The organism is Massilia sp. BKSP1R2A-1 (genome assembly GCF_050586525.1).
In the GTDB taxonomy this organism is placed as follows: Bacteria; Pseudomonadota; Gammaproteobacteria; order Burkholderiales; family Burkholderiaceae_D; genus Telluria.
This window is the reverse complement of the sequence record NZ_JBOBRE010000001.1, coordinates 474212-489009: the sequence shown is the minus strand read 5'-3', so window position 1 is coordinate 489009 and position 14798 is coordinate 474212. Positions and strand designations below refer to the sequence as shown.

The following is a 14798-nucleotide window of genomic DNA, read 5'->3' as shown; positions in this document are numbered from 1 at the left end:
ACCCTACGGTGGGCGCGGGTTATTCGGCGGCGGAGGTGGCGGGAACCAGGATGTCGCGGTTGCCGTTCGACTGCATCGGCGAGACCAGGCCGCTCTGCTCCATCTGCTCGATCAGGCGGGCGGCGCGGTTGTAGCCGATGCGCAGGTGGCGCTGGACCAGGGAGATCGAGGCCTTGCGGTTCTTGAGCACCACGGCCACGGCCTGGTCGTAGAGCGCGTCGGATTCGCCGCCGCCCTCGCCCGCCGGGATGCCGTCGGCATTGCCCTCTTCCAGCGTGCCGCCTTCCAGAATGCCTTCAATATAGTTCGGTTCGCCCAGCGACTGGAGATGTTTTACAACTCGATGCACTTCGTCGTCCGACACGAAGGCCCCGTGCACGCGGATCGGCAGGCCGGTCCCCGGCGGCATGTAGAGCATGTCGCCCATGCCCAGCAGGGTTTCCGCGCCCATCTGGTCGAGAATCGTGCGCGAGTCGATCTTCGAACTCACCTGGAAGGCGATGCGGGTCGGGATGTTGGCCTTGATCAGGCCCGTGATGACGTCCACCGACGGACGCTGGGTCGCCAGGATCAGGTGGATGCCGGCCGCACGCGCCTTCTGGGCGATACGGGCGATCAGCTCTTCCACCTTCTTGCCCACCACCATCATCAGGTCGGCCAGTTCGTCGATGATGATGACGATGGTCGGCAGCTTCTCGAGCGGTTCGGGATTGTCCGGCATGATCGAGAACGGGTTCGGGATGTGTTCCTCGCGCTTGGCCGCTTCGACGATCTTGCCGTTATAGCCGGCCAGGTTACGCACGCCCAGCTTCGACATCAGCTTGTAGCGGCGCTCCATCTCGTTCACGGCCCAGTTCAGGGCGTGGCCGGCCTGGCGCATATCGGTCACGACCGGCGCCAGCAGGTGCGGGATGCCCTCGTAGACCGACATCTCCAGCATCTTCGGGTCGATCAGGATCAGGCGCACGTCGGCCGGGTCGGACTTGTACAGCAGCGACAGGATGGTCGCATTGATGCCCACCGATTTACCGGAACCGGTGGTACCCGCCACCAGCAGGTGAGGCATCTTGGCCAGGTCGGCGCAGACCGGCTTGCCGGCGATGTCCTTGCCCAGCGCGACCGTCAGCGCGGAGGCGCTGTCGCCGTAGACTTTCGACCCGACGATCTCCGACAGGCGCACGATCTGGCGCTTCGGATTCGGCAGCTCGAGCGCCATGTAGTTCTTGCCCGGGATGGTCTCGACCACGCGGATCGAGGTCAGGGACAGCGAACGCGCCAGGTCGCGCGCCAGGTTGACGATCTGGCTGCCTTTCACGCCGGTGGCCGGCTCGATCTCGTAGCGGGTGACGACCGGCCCCGGATAGGCCGCGACGACCTTGGCTTCGACGCCGAAGTCGGACAACTTCTTCTCGATCAGGCGGCTGGTGAATTCCAGGGTCTCGATGGACACGGCCTCCTGGGCCGGCGGCGCCTCGTCCAGCAGGCCAAGGGGCGGCAGGCCGCCCTCGCCCGCCAGCTCGTGGAACAGCGGGGTCTGCATCTCTTTCTGGGCGCGCTCGGACTTCGGCACGCTGGTCATCTGCGGCTCAATCTTGAACGAGGGCGCGCTTGCCGCCACCGGCGACGGCGCCGCGGCCGGCGCGCTCGTTGGCGCGCTCATTGGCGAGATTGCCGGCTCCATCATCGGCTCGCTCTTCGGCTCGGGGCGCGGCGCACGCGGGGCCTCGAGCATCGGCTCGGCCTTGACGATCGGGGTCGGCTCCGGGTGCTTCTCGGCGAATTTCTGGCGCTCGTGCACCACCAGCTCGTCGCGGGCGACGGCGGCCGCCTCGCCGCGCTTGCGGTCTTCCATGTCTTCCATGCGCAGGCGGAACCAGTCGACCGTCGCTTCGACCGACTCGCCGATGCGCTCGGCCACGGCCAGCCAGGACACCTGGAAGAACAGCGAGAAGCCCAGGCCGAACAGCAGCAGGAGCAGCAGGGTCGCGCCGGTGAAGCCGAAGGCGACGTGGGCGGAATGGCCGATCACCTGGCCCAGCACGCCGCCGGCGGCGCGCGGCAGCTCGACGTTCCAGGACCACATGCGCAGGTATTCCAGGCCCAGGCTGCCGGCGAACATGATGGCAAAGCCGGCCCAGCGTACGTACACTTCGCCGGCATGGGCCGGCTCCTCGGCGGGGGCCAGGCGGCCGGTCAGGCGGCGCCAGCCCTGCCAGACGCCGCGCAGGAAGATCACGCCCCACCACCAGGCGGAGAAGCCGAAGATGAAGAGCAGCAGGTCGGACAGCCAGGCGCCCGCCTTGCCGCCCAGGTTGGCGATCTTCGGGACCGCGTTGGCGTGGGACCAGCCCGGGTCGCCCTTGTTGTAACTGATCAGGATCAGCACGAAATACAGGAAGGCGACGGCCATGGCGATCCAGCGCGCTTCCATGAGGAGGCGCGACAGCCGGCCCGGCAGGGGCTGGCGTGACCGTGCCGACTGGGCGGTGCGGGTATATCCTGAGGTGCTTGCTTGGCTATTCTTGCTCATGCTGGGTGCTGCTTGAAGTAATCGCTAACGGCAATCCGCCCATTCTAAGCCATATACAGCTGGGCCGGCCTACGATTCATGCTCATCTGCATCATCGTCTATAATCTTGTGTTGCTCGCCTGTTGCATTCCAGGCCTTGATTCGGCGCAGGCCGCCCCCAGTTTCCGCTTGTTCATCTCATTACGATAGCCACCCATGACGACTACCAAACACGCCAAAGTCCTGATTCTCGGTTCCGGTCCCGCCGGCTACAGCGCCGCCGTGTACGCCGCGCGCGCCAACCTGCAGCCGATGCTGGTGACCGGCGTCGAGCAAGGTGGCCAGCTGATGACCACGACCGACGTCGAGAACTGGCCGGGTGACCCGATGGGCGTGCAGGGTCCGGAACTGATGCAGCGCCTGCTGCAGCATGCGGAGCGTTTCAATACTGACATCGTGTTCGACCACATCCACACGACCTTCCTGAACGAAAAGCCGATCCGCCTCGTGGGCGATTCCGCCCAATACACCTGCGACGCCCTGATCATCGCCACCGGCGCCTCGGCCCAGTACCTCGGCCTGCCGTCGGAACAGGCCTTCATGGGTAAAGGCGTGTCGGCCTGCGCCACCTGCGACGGTTTCTTCTACCGCAACCAGGAAGTCGCGGTCATCGGCGGCGGCAATACCGCGGTCGAGGAAGCCCTGTATCTCGCCGGCATCGCCTCCAAGGTCACCCTGATCCACCGCCGCGACAAGTTTCGCGCCGAGCCGATCCTGGTCGACCGCCTGATGCACAAGGTCGGCGAAGGGAAGATCGTGCTGGAACTGAACCACACCCTGGACGAAGTCCTGGGCGACGACAGCGGCGTGACCGGCCTGCGCATCAAGTCCACCGATTCCGGCGTCGCCAAGGACCTGACCGTGCACGGCCTGTTCGTGGCGATCGGCCACAAGCCGAACACCGGCATCTTCGAAGGCCAGCTGGAGATGCACAACGGCTACATCAAGACCCGTTCGGGCACTGAAGGGATGGCGACCGCCACCAGCGTGCCGGGCGTGTTCGCGGCCGGCGACGTGCAGGACCACATCTACCGCCAGGCCATTACCAGCTCGGGCACCGGCTGCATGGCCGCGCTCGATGCGCAGCGCTACCTGGAAGCGCTGGAAGACGATCCAAAATAAGGACTGGCGGTACGATGGCGGGCATGAAGGACTTTTCCGAGCTGAAGGGCTTGCGCGACAAGCTCAAGGAAGACGAGCGTCTGCGCGCCATCGAACAGGCCGAACGCGAGAAGCGCGAGCGGATCGCGAAGGAACGCGCCGTGGAATTCCGCGGCGCGATGGAGGGCGTGCACAAGCTGCCCGAATCGGACCGCTACGTCTACCGCCCGGTCTACGTCGCCTCCGAGCGCAGCTTCCAGGACCGCAAGCCCCTCACGCAGGACGAAGAAACCGAGGCCGTGCTGCGCGAGTCGCTGTCCGACCTGTTCGACGTCGACGGACTGCTCGACGAAGACCCCTCCCTCAGTTACGCCCAGCCGGGCGTCGGCCCCGACGTGGTGCGCAAGATGCGCAAGCGCCACTGGCCGGTCCAGGACGAGCTGGATCTGCACGGCATGAACCGCGACGAAGCGCGCGACGCCGTCACCGACTTTCTCCACCGCGCGAATCGCCGCGGCGTGCGCTGCGTGCGCATCGTCCACGGCATCGGCTACGGCTCGCCGAAAGGCCAGCCGGTGTTGCGCGGGATCGTGCACAGCTGGCTGGTGCAGAAGAGCGAAGTGGTCGCCTTCTGCGTGGCCGGCAAGAAGGACGGCGGCCATGGCGCCCTGGTCGTCCTGCTGCGCCCCGCCCTGCTTGAGTGAAAGCACGCACGGACTGCAACATTGACGCAACAGTACGATACAGTCCATCTGCATTATCTGTAAAATACGTTCGGCCGGGATTTGCCGGATTTGACGAAAAGGATGGTGGCGAATTGAAGGGTACTTCCGTGATTCTGATGGAGCACGGCCGCCAGGTCGATCTGTTGAACTGCGCCGACGAGCCGATCCACATCCCCGGTTCGATCCAGCCCCACGGGGCCCTCCTGTTCTTCAACGATGCCGGCTTCCTCGAAGGCTGGAGCGCGAATGCCGCGGCCATGCTCGGCATCGAGCTCACCCTCGGCATCCCCTACGCCTCCCTCGCCCTGCCGCCCGCGGCGCTGGAACTCCTGATCGACTACATCGGCCCGGGCGAGCGCGAAGTGACGCCCTCGATGGTGCCGGTTTCCCTCAATGGCGCCGACTACGACTGCGTCGTGCATGCCGGCCTGGGTCGTGTGGTCGCCGAATTCGAACAGCGCGAAACCGGCGCCGACGAGGTAACCCACTTCGCGCTCAAGGCCCACGCCTCGATCGACCGCCTGCGCCGCCAGCAGACCATCGAAGGCCTGCTCGCCAGCGCCGTGGACCAGATCCGTGCATTCACCGGATTCGACCGGGTGATGGCCTACCGCTTCCGCCCCGACGACAGCGGCGACGTGGTGGCGGAAAGCCGGCGCGAGGATATCGTGCCCTACCTCGGCCAGCGCTACCCGGCCTCGGACATCCCGGCCCAGGCGCGCCGCCTCTACATCCTGAACACCCTGCGCTCGATCGTCGACGTGCAGTACGAGGCGGTCCCCCTGCTCGGCGCGCCGGAGGCGCTGCCGCTCGACATGAGCCACGCGGTGCTGCGCAGCGTCTCGCCGGTCCACATCGAATACCTCAAGAACATGGGCGTGGGCGCCTCGATGAGCGTCTCGATCGTCATCAACGGCCGCCTGTGGGGCCTGATCGCCTGCCACCACATGTCGCGCAAGCTGGTCCCCTACTCGATCCGCATGGCGGCCGACGTGCTGGCGCAAGTGATGGCATCGACCATCCACAGCATCGAATCGCGCCTCGAAACGGCAATGATCGAACGCTCCGCCTCGGCCCGCACCAAGCTGATCGAAGACCTGCTGCTGGAAGACGATCCGCTGGAGACCTTCAGCCGCTTTTCCGACGCCATGCTGGCCGCGACCCAGGCCCAGGCCCAGATCACCAGCTATTACGGCAAAGTGCGCGTGCACGGCGCCGAGCTCCCGCCCGGCCTGGCCGAGGCCATCGTCGCTTCGCTGCCCGAGGGCACGCACGACCTGGTGGTGCGCGAAAAGCTGGATGACTGGCCGGAGCCCGTCCGCGCACAGCTGGGCAAGTGGGCGGGCATGCTCGCCCTGCCCTTCGACCCGCCCGCGCAAGGCTGGACCGTGCTGCTGCGCCTCGAACAGATCGAACAGGTCGCCTGGGGCGGCCGGCCGGAAAAGACCACCGCCTTCGGCCCCCTCGGCGAACGCCTGACGCCGCGCGGCTCCTTCGACGCCTGGTACGAGACGGTGCGCGGCCATGCGCACCCCTGGGAGTCGACCATCCTCGCCAATGCGCGCCTCACGCTGGCCGAGCTGGTGCGCGTGATGACCGCGCGCCGCAGCCAGACCGAAGCGACCCGCGCCCAGCTGCTGGCCATGCTGGGACACGACCTGCGCGACCCGCTCCACTCGATCAATATGGCCGGCATGGTGCTGGAGAAAGGCAGCGCCCAGCCGATCATCGGCAAGCGCATCCAGTCCTCCACCAGCCGCATGCAGCGCATGATCACCCAGGTACTGGACATGAGCCGCATCGACGGCGGCCTGGGCCTGGGCGTGACGCTCGAGCCCGTGAACCTGACGGCGCTGGTGGAAGACCTGATCGACGAGGCGCGCATGGCCTACCCGGCCATTCCCTTCCAGCTGGCCTGCGACGAGCCGGCGACGGTGAACGCCGACAGCGGCCGCCTGGCCCAGGTGCTGTCCAACCTGCTGAGCAACGCGCGCCACCATGGCGCGGCGGGCAAGCCGGTGCGCGTGTGCGTGACCGTGCAGGGCAAGGAGGCGGTCGTCGACGTCAGCAACGCCGGCGACCCGATCCCGCCGGAAGTCGCGGCCACGCTCTTCAATCCCTTCAAGCGCGCCTCCCTGAACAACCCGCGCAACCGCACGGGCATGGGGCTGGGCCTTTACATCGCGCAGCAGATCGTGCGCGAGCACCATGGCGAGATCGCGTATCGCCATGATGGCAATGAAGTCATCTTCTCGGTCAGGCTTCCGCTCTTGTAGGGTGGTCGGCTTCGCCGACCGCGCGTTGAATTGGCCTATGCGGTTCGGAACGCGTCCTCACACCGCGAGCGAAATGTGAACGCGTGGGCGGGGACCGCCCACCCTACTTAAAAGCACAGCGGCATGGTAGTCTAGCAACATCACGGGCTCTTCCTTACCGCATGACCCTCATCAAGTTCATCGAAATCATGGCGATCCTGGTCGGCGCCTTCTCGGGCTTCATCGAAGCCAGGCGCAAGCGCATGGACCTGGTGGGTGTCTTCACGGTGGCCTTCATTGCCGCATTCGGCGGCGGCACCCTGCGCGACATCCTGCTCGACCGCCGCCCCCTGTTCTGGGTCATCCACCAGGAATACGCGATCCTGATCTTCGTGCTGGCGCTGGTCGCCTCTCCCCTGATCCGCACGCTGCGCCAGATCGTCTCCGAGCGCCTGATCGTCATCGCCGACGCCGTCGGCCTGGGCCTGTTCTCGATCGCCGGCACTTCGGCGGCCCTGGACGCCAACATGCCGATCTTCATCGCCTCGATGATGGGCGTGATCACCGGGATCTTCGGCGGTGTGTTGCGCGACATCGTCTGCAACGAGGTGCCGATGGTCTTCCGCGACGGGAAGCCCTACGCCATCTGCGCCTTCCTCGGCAACTGGATGTTCCTCCTGATGGGCAAGTACGGCGTCGAGCACGACTTCGCGCTGTGGTCGAGCGCCCTGTTCATCAGCGGCCTGCGCCTGATTACCTGGAAGTTCGACCTGCGCATGGGACGCTAGTTCAGGCCGCTCACGCTGCCTTCCTTCGGATAGGCGATCTCGTAGTCCATGTCGAAGCGCGCCGTCTCGTTCGGTTTCAAGCTGCGCTCCCATCCCATCAGGCCGCGGCGCCCCTGCCAGTCCTTCACGGTGGCCGCGGGGCTGAGCGCCACCTTCACCTGCACCTGGTCCGACTGGCTGACCGGCGTCGGCTCCAGCACCAGCACGTCGATCGGCTGGCGGTGCAGGTTCTGCACCACGTAGGTATCGGCGATGCGGCGCTCGTTGTCGCGCCTGAACAGGCCCTTCTGGCCCGATTTCTCGTTGCGGTTCTCGACCGTCACGCGCACCAGCGGATCGCGTCCGAAGGCCATGGCGAAGCGCTCCTCCTCCTGCGGATTCCAGTGCAGGGAGCCGACGTAGGCGCCGTCGCGGCGCAGCTGCACCTGGCCGGGCAGCCAGACACCCTCGGGCCGCGGCGCGTCGATCGTCAGGACCGCCAGGTCGCGGTAGTAGCGCGGCGCGATGCGCACGCTCTGCTTGACCGGCATCGCCTGGCGCGACAGCGCGACCGAGATCTCGCGTCCGTCGGAGGCCAGGTCGACCCGCGCCGGCACCTCGAATTCGGTGGTGAAGTTCCCTTGCGTCTCCAGCACCGGCGCGACGTAGTCGTCCGCCACGGCCGAGCCTTTCACGGCCACCCGCCGCTGGCTCATCGAAGGCGCAGGCGGCGGTGGCGGCGCGGGCGCGGCGAGATAGGATTCCGCGAACTGCTGCTGTACCGGCGGCTGCCAGGTCAGCAGCCAGGGAGACGGGTCCGGCGCATTGACCGACAGGCTCGGCTGGCCGGTCGACAGGCGCAGCTTCACGCGGCTCCAGTCCTCGCCGGTCTTCTGTGAAATCGTCGCCATGCGTTCGATGTCGACCGTCGACGCGTTCGAATCCAGCGAAGCACGGTAGGCCGGCTTCCAGCCGGCGCGGTTGACCTGGTAAGACAGCACGATCCGGCCCGCCTGCTTCGCGGAGACGGCGACCGTCATCACGCGGCTTTCGCGGGTGCTGGCCTGGACCTTGACCAGGTCGCGCCGGAAGACCTCGAGCTGCTTCGTGAGCGCGCGTTTCTTGACCTCGCCGTCGTGCACGCGCTGCAGGGCCTCGCTCGCGCCCTTGCGGATCGCGTCAAGCGTGCCGGCCAGCGCCTTCGGATCGACGGGCGCCGGGCGGCCCGCCGCGTTGTCGGCGCCGCCCAGGCGTTCGAGGTAGCCCTGCACCACCTGCGCCGCCTTGGCTTGCGCATCGATCGCCGCGACCTGGTCTTCCAGCGCCTGGATCTTCGCTTCCAGCTCGGCCGCGCGTGGGCTGGGGTTCTCGGATTGCGCCTGGTCGCGCGTCACCACCTGGCCGACCTGGATGCCGGGGTCGGCCTGCAGGCGCAACGTGTCGGTGTTGAAGTTGGCCAGCAGGCCGGTGATCTCGACCAGGGAGCCGCCCGGCGCCACCTGCACCACGCGCTCCACCGTGGCGCTGCCGGGGTAGAGCGTGACGCTCTGGATGGGCGCCTCGACGGCGTGAGCGGGGGACGCGCCGAGCGCGAGGAGGAGGGACCAGTGCCTGTTGCGTGCCATTGGGTTCTCTGCGGTAAAAAAGACGGATAGCCGCGAGCTTAGCAGATGGCGGGCGTGGCAAAAGCCACCGAATGTCACTGGCCGGCCAGCAGGCGCCCCAGGGCCTTGCGCAATTCTTCCTGGGTGTAGGGCTTGGCCAGGACACTGATCGACAGCCCCTGCAGGCGCTCGGGCGCCACCACGTAGCCGCTGGCAAGCAGGATCGGCATGCCCGGGCGCAGCTCGCGCACCCGGCGCGCCAAGCCGATGCCGTCCATCGCACCGGGCATGACCACATCCGAGAACAGCAGGTCGAAGGCGTCCAGCGGCTGCCGCAGCGCCTCCTGCGCGTCGCGCGCGAGCGTGGTGCTGCAACCCAGGTTCTCGAGCAGGGTCAGGGTCGCGTCGGCGACTTCGGGGTCGTCCTCGACCAGCAGCACGCGCCTGCCCGCGACCGCGAGCGGCGCCACGTCGCCACCGGCTTCCTTGTCCGGCGCCACCGCGGCCTTGCTGCGCGGCAGCAGGATCGACACCCTGGTGCCCTCGGGCGAGGTGTCGATCCAGGCCGTCCCGCCCGACTGCTTCGCGAAGCCATACACCTGGCTCAGCCCCAGGCCGGTACCGGCGCCGACCGGCTTGGTCGTGAAGAAGGGATCGAAGGCCTGCGCTTCGACCTCGGGCGCCATGCCGGGACCATTGTCGGCGACGGTGAGCCAGACGAATTCGCCGCGCAGCTCGGTCTCGCCGACCTTCGGCGACGGCAGGGTGAGATTGCAGGCGCCGATGGTCACCTTGCCGCCGCGCGGCAAGGCGTCCTTGGCGTTCACGGCCAGGTTCAGCAGCGCCACTTCGAGCTGGGTGGAATCGGCATCGGCCAGCCACAGGCCGGGCTCGATGTCGAGGGTGAGCGGAATCTGCTCGCGCAGCGACTGCTGCAGCAGGTCGCGCATCTCTTCCAGCTGCCCGGCGATGTCGAGCGCGCCTCCGCTGAGGGCCTGGCGCCGGCCGAAAGCGAGCAGCTGGTGGGTCAGCTTGGCGCCGCGCGATGCGGCGCGCTGGATTGCGTGCAGGGCGCGCTGGAAGCGCTCGCCGCCCGGCTCCACCAGGGGCAGCAGCGTGGTCGAACCCTGGATCACCTGCAGCAGGTTGTTGAAGTCGTGGGCCACGCCGCCCGTCAGCCGACCGATGGCTTCCAGCTTGCGCGATTCGTTCAGGGCGCTCTCCACGCGCTTGCGGGTCTCCACTTCCGCATACAGTTCGGCGGTGCGCTCGAGCACGCGCTGCTCGAGCAGCCCCGCAGCGGCGGACAGGGTCTGCATCTGCTCGCGCACCGTGAATTGCCAGGCCCGCGCACGGCAGGCGGCGTCGAAGGCCGCGCGCAGCACGTTGGCGGGGCTGGGACGCGCGAGCACGGTCAGGTTGGCGAACTGGCGCAGGAAGGCCCACTGCTGCTGCGAGCCGCCGCTATTGGCCTGGGCGCTGAAGACGATGATCGGCAGGTCGGACCAGGCCGGCTGCTCGCGCAGGGCCGCCGCCAGCTCGGCCGCATGGGTCTCGAGTGCATCGTCGGTCGCCAGCAGGAGCGTCAGCGAAGGGTCGAGAACGGCTGCTTTCAGGGCCTCGCCGTCCGCGCAGAGGCGCGGGTGCGCGCCCCACTGTTCCAGCTGCGCGGCCAGTGCAAGGCCATCCTGGCCGTAGGGCGCGCAGATGGCCGCGACAAGGTCCCAGCCTGGCTTGCGCGGATCCGTCATGGCCCGGGCGCGATGCGCGGCACGCCGGTCAGCACGCCCTGGAAGTCCTGGAGCCGCTCGCCCACGGCCATCCCGCTGCTGGTGAGGGAAAATTCGCGGATGCTGGTCTCGTGGCGTCCGGGACGCTTCTTGACCACCGAGATCGCCTTGCGCACCGAACCCTCTGCCTCGAAGTAGCGCAGCAGGATCACCGTGTCGCTGATGAAGCCGACGTCGAGCGTGTCGCGCACGTCCTGCAGCACGCCGGACTGGTTGACGATCAGGAGCGAGAGCACGCCCTGGTTCGCCAGGTAGCTCAGCAGCTCGTGCATCTGCAGCATCAGCGCGGCTTCCTCGTGCATGGTCTCGAGGTAGGAATTCAGGCTGTCGATGACGACCACCGCGGCATCGTGGTCTTCCACCTGGCGCCGCACCTTCCAGATGAATTCGCCGGGCGTGATGCGGGTCGGATTGATCCGCTCCCAGAAGATGTTCCCGGAGTCGATGGCGTCGCCGGCCCGCATCGACAGGCCATTGGCGCGGTCGAGCAGGGTATCCTTGGTCTCGTCGAAAGCAAAGTACGCGACGTGCTCGCCGCGCTCGGCCGCCACGTTGGCGTACTGCAGGGCCAGCGACGACTTGCCGACCCCGGTCGGACCCAGGATCATCGCCGAGGTGCCGCGCACCAGGCCGCCGCACAGCATCGCATCGAGCTCCGCGACTTCGCTGGTCACGGTTTCGCGCGTGCGCTGGCCCTTGTGTTCCTCGGCGATCAGGCTGGGGAAGACGTAGATCTCACGCGAGGTGATGGCGAAGTCGTGCCAGCCGCTCTGGAACTCGGCGCCGCGCATCTTGACCACCCGCAGGCGCCGGCGCGCCGCACCGAATTCGCGCTCGCGCTGGTCGAGCGTGATCACCCCGTGCACCGTGCCCTGCAGGTCGAACTGGCGTGGTTCGTCGGTGAGGTCGTCCATCAGGAGCGTGGTGCAGTCCTGCTGCAGGAGAAAGCGCTTCAGGGCAACGATCTGGCGTCTGTAACGCATCGGATCGTTGGCGACCATGCGCAGTTCCGACATCGAGTCGATCACGATGCGCACCGGCTGGCGCTCCTGGATGGTGTCCGTGATGGCCCCGATGGTCTGGCTCAGTTCCGCCTCGGAGGGAAACAGCACGCTCTGCTGGTGCTCGAGCTGGGATTCGGCGGGCACCACTTCTCTCACGTCGATACCGTCGAGCGACCAGCCATGGCTGCGCGCGGTCGCCTGCAACTCCTCGACGGTCTCGGACAGCGATATATACAGGCAGCGCTCGCCCTTTTCGGCGCCGTCGATCAGGAAGCGCAGGCCGATGGTGGTCTTGCCCGTGCCGGGCCTTCCCTCGATGAGATGGATGCGCTGCCTGGGCAGCCCGCCCCTCAGCACCTGGTCGAGCTCGGGAATACCGGTATGAATCTTTTCAATGTCGCTCATGGAAGTCTCTGCGTAGGTTGAAGAGCGATGACAACGATAATTGCAAAACAGATAATCTTTCAACTATCTTAACGCATCTTTCTGCCGTACGATTGACCACGCTTCGCTTGCGCGCGCCGGAAAAGACCTACAAAAGCTGGGTCCCGTGTGCCGCTTAAACGGCGTCGGCCCCGGTTTCGCCCGTGCGGATACGGATCACCTGCTCCACGTTCTGCACGAAGATCTTGCCGTCGCCGATCTTGCCGGTGCGGGCCGCCTTGATGATGGCGTCGACCACCTGATCGGCCATGCCGTCGTCCACCACCACTTCGATCTTCACCTTGGGCAGGAAGTCGACCACGTACTCGGCGCCGCGATACAGCTCGGTGTGGCCCTTCTGGCGGCCGAAGCCTTTCACTTCGGTGACGGTCAGGCCGGTGACGTTGACGTCCGCCAGCGCCTCGCGCACTTCGTCGAGCTTGAAGGGTTTGATCACGCAGGTAATCTGTTTCATGTTCTTGTCTCTCTCAGTCAGGAATATTGTTCAGGTCATCCAGCCACACGGTGGCTTCGGAATCCGACGGTGCGCGCCAGTCGCCGCGTGGCGACAGCGAGCCGCCATTGCCCACCTTCGGCCCGTTCGGCACGCAGGTACGCTTGAACTGGCTGGTCTTGAAGAAGCGCCACAGGAAGATACCGAGGTTTTTCTTGATCGCCCCCAGCTCGTACTGGTTGCGCGTGCCGGCCGCGTTCGGCCACCTGCCCCCCTCGCGGTCATGCCAGGCGCTCCAGGAAAGGAAGGCGACCTTGCTCGGCTTGAAGCCGTAGCGGATCGTGTAGTACAGGTTGAAGTCCTGCAGCTCGTAGGGGCCGATGGTGTTCTCGGTGATCTGGGCGGGCTTCCCGTCCTTGTCCCCGCCCGGCACCAGCTCCGGGCTGATCTCGGTGTCGAGAATACGCAGCAGCACGTCCGCACCATCCTGGACGACCGCGCCGGTCTCGGCCACCCAGCGCACCAGGTAGGAGATCAGGGTCTTCGGCACGCTCGCGTTCACGTTGTAGTGCGACATGTGGTCGCCCACGCCGTAGGTGCACCAGCCCAGCGCCAGCTCGGACAGGTCGCCGGTGCCGATCACGATCGCGTTGTGGAAGTTCGCGAGGCGGAACAGGTGGTTGGTGCGCTCGCCCGCCTGCACGTTTTCAAACGTGATGTCGTAGTCAGGCTTGCCCTCGCTGTAGGGGTGGCCGAGGTCCTTGAGCATCTGGATGCAGCTCGGGCGGATGTCGATCAGCCGGGCGCTGCAGCCGACCACGCGCATCAGCTCATTGGCCTGGTGCAGGGTGCGCTCGCTGGTGGCGAAGCCGGGCATGGTGTAGGCGAGGATGTTGGTGCGCGGCAGCCCGAGCCGGTCCATGGCCTTGGCGCAGACCAGCAGCGCGTGGGTGGAATCGAGCCCGCCCGAGACCCCGATCACCACCTTCTCGATGCCGGTGCTGGACAGGCGCTGGATCAGGGCCTGCACCTGGATGTTGTAGACCTCCGTGCAGCGCTCGTCGCGGCGCGCCCGGTCCGCCGGCACGTAGGGGAAGCGCTCGACGGTGCGGGCGAGCGGCATGTCCTGGTCCAGCGGCAGGTCGAGCTGGAACTGCACCAGGCGGAACCTGGACACCTCGTCCGCATGGCGGCGCACCGACTGCGCGAAGGTGGTCGCGTGCATGCGCTCGTTCGACAGGCGGTCGAGGTCGACGTCGGCGTAGATCACGTGCGAATCGTCGCTGAAGCGTTCCGACTCGGCCAGCAGCTCGCCCTTCTCGTAGATCAGCGACTGGCCGTCCCAGGCCATGTCGTTGGTCGATTCGCCGCGGCCGGCCGAGGTGTACAGATAGGCCGCCAGGCAGCGCGCCGACTGCTGGCTGACCAGCTGGTGGCGGTAGCCGCTCTTGCCCACCACGACGTTCGAGGCCGACAGGTTCACCAGCACCGTGGCGCCGGCCATGGCGGCAAACGAGGACGGCGGGATCGGCACCCACACGTCTTCGCAGATCTCGACGTGGAATCGGAACAGGGGCAGGTTCCCGATCTCGAACAGGAGGTTGGGCCCGAAGGGCACGGTCGCGCCGAACAGGTCGATTTGCTCGACCGCCGCGCAATCCGCGGCACTGAACTGCCGGGATTCGTAGAATTCGCCATAATTAGGCAGGAAACTCTTGGGCACCACCCCCAGCACCCGGCCGTTCGCGATGACCGCGGCGCAGTTGAAGAGCTGGTGATTGACCTTCAGCGGCAGGCCGACGACCAGCGCCAGCGGCAACGTCGTCGAGGCCTCGACGATCCGGGCCAGGCCGGCCAGGCAGCCGTCGAGCAGCGCGCGCTGGTGGAACAGGTCGTCGCAGCTGTAGGCGGACAGGCCGAGTTCGGGGAAGGCAACCAGCACGGCGCCTTCATCGGCGGCCTGGCGCGCCAGGTTCAGGGTCTGCCCGACGTTGAAGGCCGGGTCGGCGACGCGTACGCGCGGAATGGCCACGGCGACGCGGGCGAAGTGGTGCGTATAGAGGTTGAAGAATCGGTTTGTCATTGGTGAGTCTTTCAAGACGCAGC

The 14798-nt window shown here is 66.9% G+C and carries 10 protein-coding genes; 4 read left to right on the top strand and 6 right to left on the bottom strand.

What is annotated here, in order from left to right:
* Positions 1 to 19: 19 nt before the first annotated feature.
* A complete protein-coding gene (locus ACQ7JA_RS02165) occupies positions 20 to 2530 on the bottom strand; it encodes a DNA translocase FtsK 4TM domain-containing protein (protein ID WP_430894263.1) in 2511 nt (836 codons plus the stop codon).
* Between the two features lie 195 nt (positions 2531 to 2725).
* On the opposite strand from ACQ7JA_RS02165, the gene trxB reads away from it, so the two are divergent.
* The 4 genes from trxB to ACQ7JA_RS02145 all read left to right on the top strand — a co-directional run bounded on the left by trxB (position 2726) and on the right by ACQ7JA_RS02145 (position 7438).
* On the top strand, positions 2726 to 3691 hold the full coding sequence (trxB, locus tag ACQ7JA_RS02160) for a thioredoxin-disulfide reductase (protein ID WP_430894262.1): 966 nt from the start codon (positions 2726 to 2728) through the stop codon (positions 3689 to 3691).
* 14 nt (positions 3692 to 3705) lie between these two features.
* Positions 3706 to 4374, top strand: a complete 669-nt coding sequence (locus tag ACQ7JA_RS02155; protein WP_430894261.1) for a Smr/MutS family protein — start codon at positions 3706 to 3708, stop codon at positions 4372 to 4374.
* Between the two features lie 113 nt (positions 4375 to 4487).
* Positions 4488 to 6671, top strand: a complete 2184-nt coding sequence (locus ACQ7JA_RS02150; RefSeq protein WP_430894260.1) for an ATP-binding protein — start codon at positions 4488 to 4490, stop codon at positions 6669 to 6671.
* 161 nt (positions 6672 to 6832) lie between these two features.
* Positions 6833 to 7438: a trimeric intracellular cation channel family protein gene (locus ACQ7JA_RS02145; protein WP_430894259.1), complete on the top strand. Its 606-nt coding sequence runs from the start codon at positions 6833 to 6835 to the stop codon at positions 7436 to 7438.
* Here the strand turns inward: ACQ7JA_RS02145 and ACQ7JA_RS02140 are convergent.
* The 5 genes from ACQ7JA_RS02140 to ACQ7JA_RS02120 all read right to left on the bottom strand — a co-directional run bounded on the left by ACQ7JA_RS02140 (position 7435) and on the right by ACQ7JA_RS02120 (position 14775).
* Positions 7435 to 9042: a DUF4139 domain-containing protein gene (locus ACQ7JA_RS02140; RefSeq protein ID WP_430894258.1), complete on the bottom strand. Its 1608-nt coding sequence runs from the start codon at positions 9040 to 9042 to the stop codon at positions 7435 to 7437. The two genes, ACQ7JA_RS02145 and ACQ7JA_RS02140, sit on opposite strands and share 4 nt — an antisense overlap.
* A 74-nt stretch (positions 9043 to 9116) precedes the next feature.
* Positions 9117 to 10772: an ATP-binding protein gene (locus ACQ7JA_RS02135; RefSeq protein WP_430894257.1), complete on the bottom strand. Its 1656-nt coding sequence runs from the start codon at positions 10770 to 10772 to the stop codon at positions 9117 to 9119.
* Positions 10769 to 12220, bottom strand: a complete 1452-nt coding sequence (locus ACQ7JA_RS02130) for an ATPase domain-containing protein (RefSeq protein ID WP_430894256.1) — start codon at positions 12218 to 12220, stop codon at positions 10769 to 10771. Before ACQ7JA_RS02130 ends, ACQ7JA_RS02135 begins: the two co-directional genes overlap by 4 nt.
* 154 nt (positions 12221 to 12374) lie before the next feature.
* On the bottom strand, positions 12375 to 12713 hold the full coding sequence (locus tag ACQ7JA_RS02125; protein WP_227812064.1) for a P-II family nitrogen regulator: 339 nt from the start codon (positions 12711 to 12713) through the stop codon (positions 12375 to 12377).
* Positions 12714 to 12726: 13 nt separating this feature from the next.
* Positions 12727 to 14775, bottom strand: coding sequence for an NAD(+) synthase (locus tag ACQ7JA_RS02120; protein WP_430894255.1), 2049 nt, complete (start codon positions 14773 to 14775; stop codon positions 12727 to 12729).
* Between the last annotated feature and the right edge of the window lie 23 nt (positions 14776 to 14798).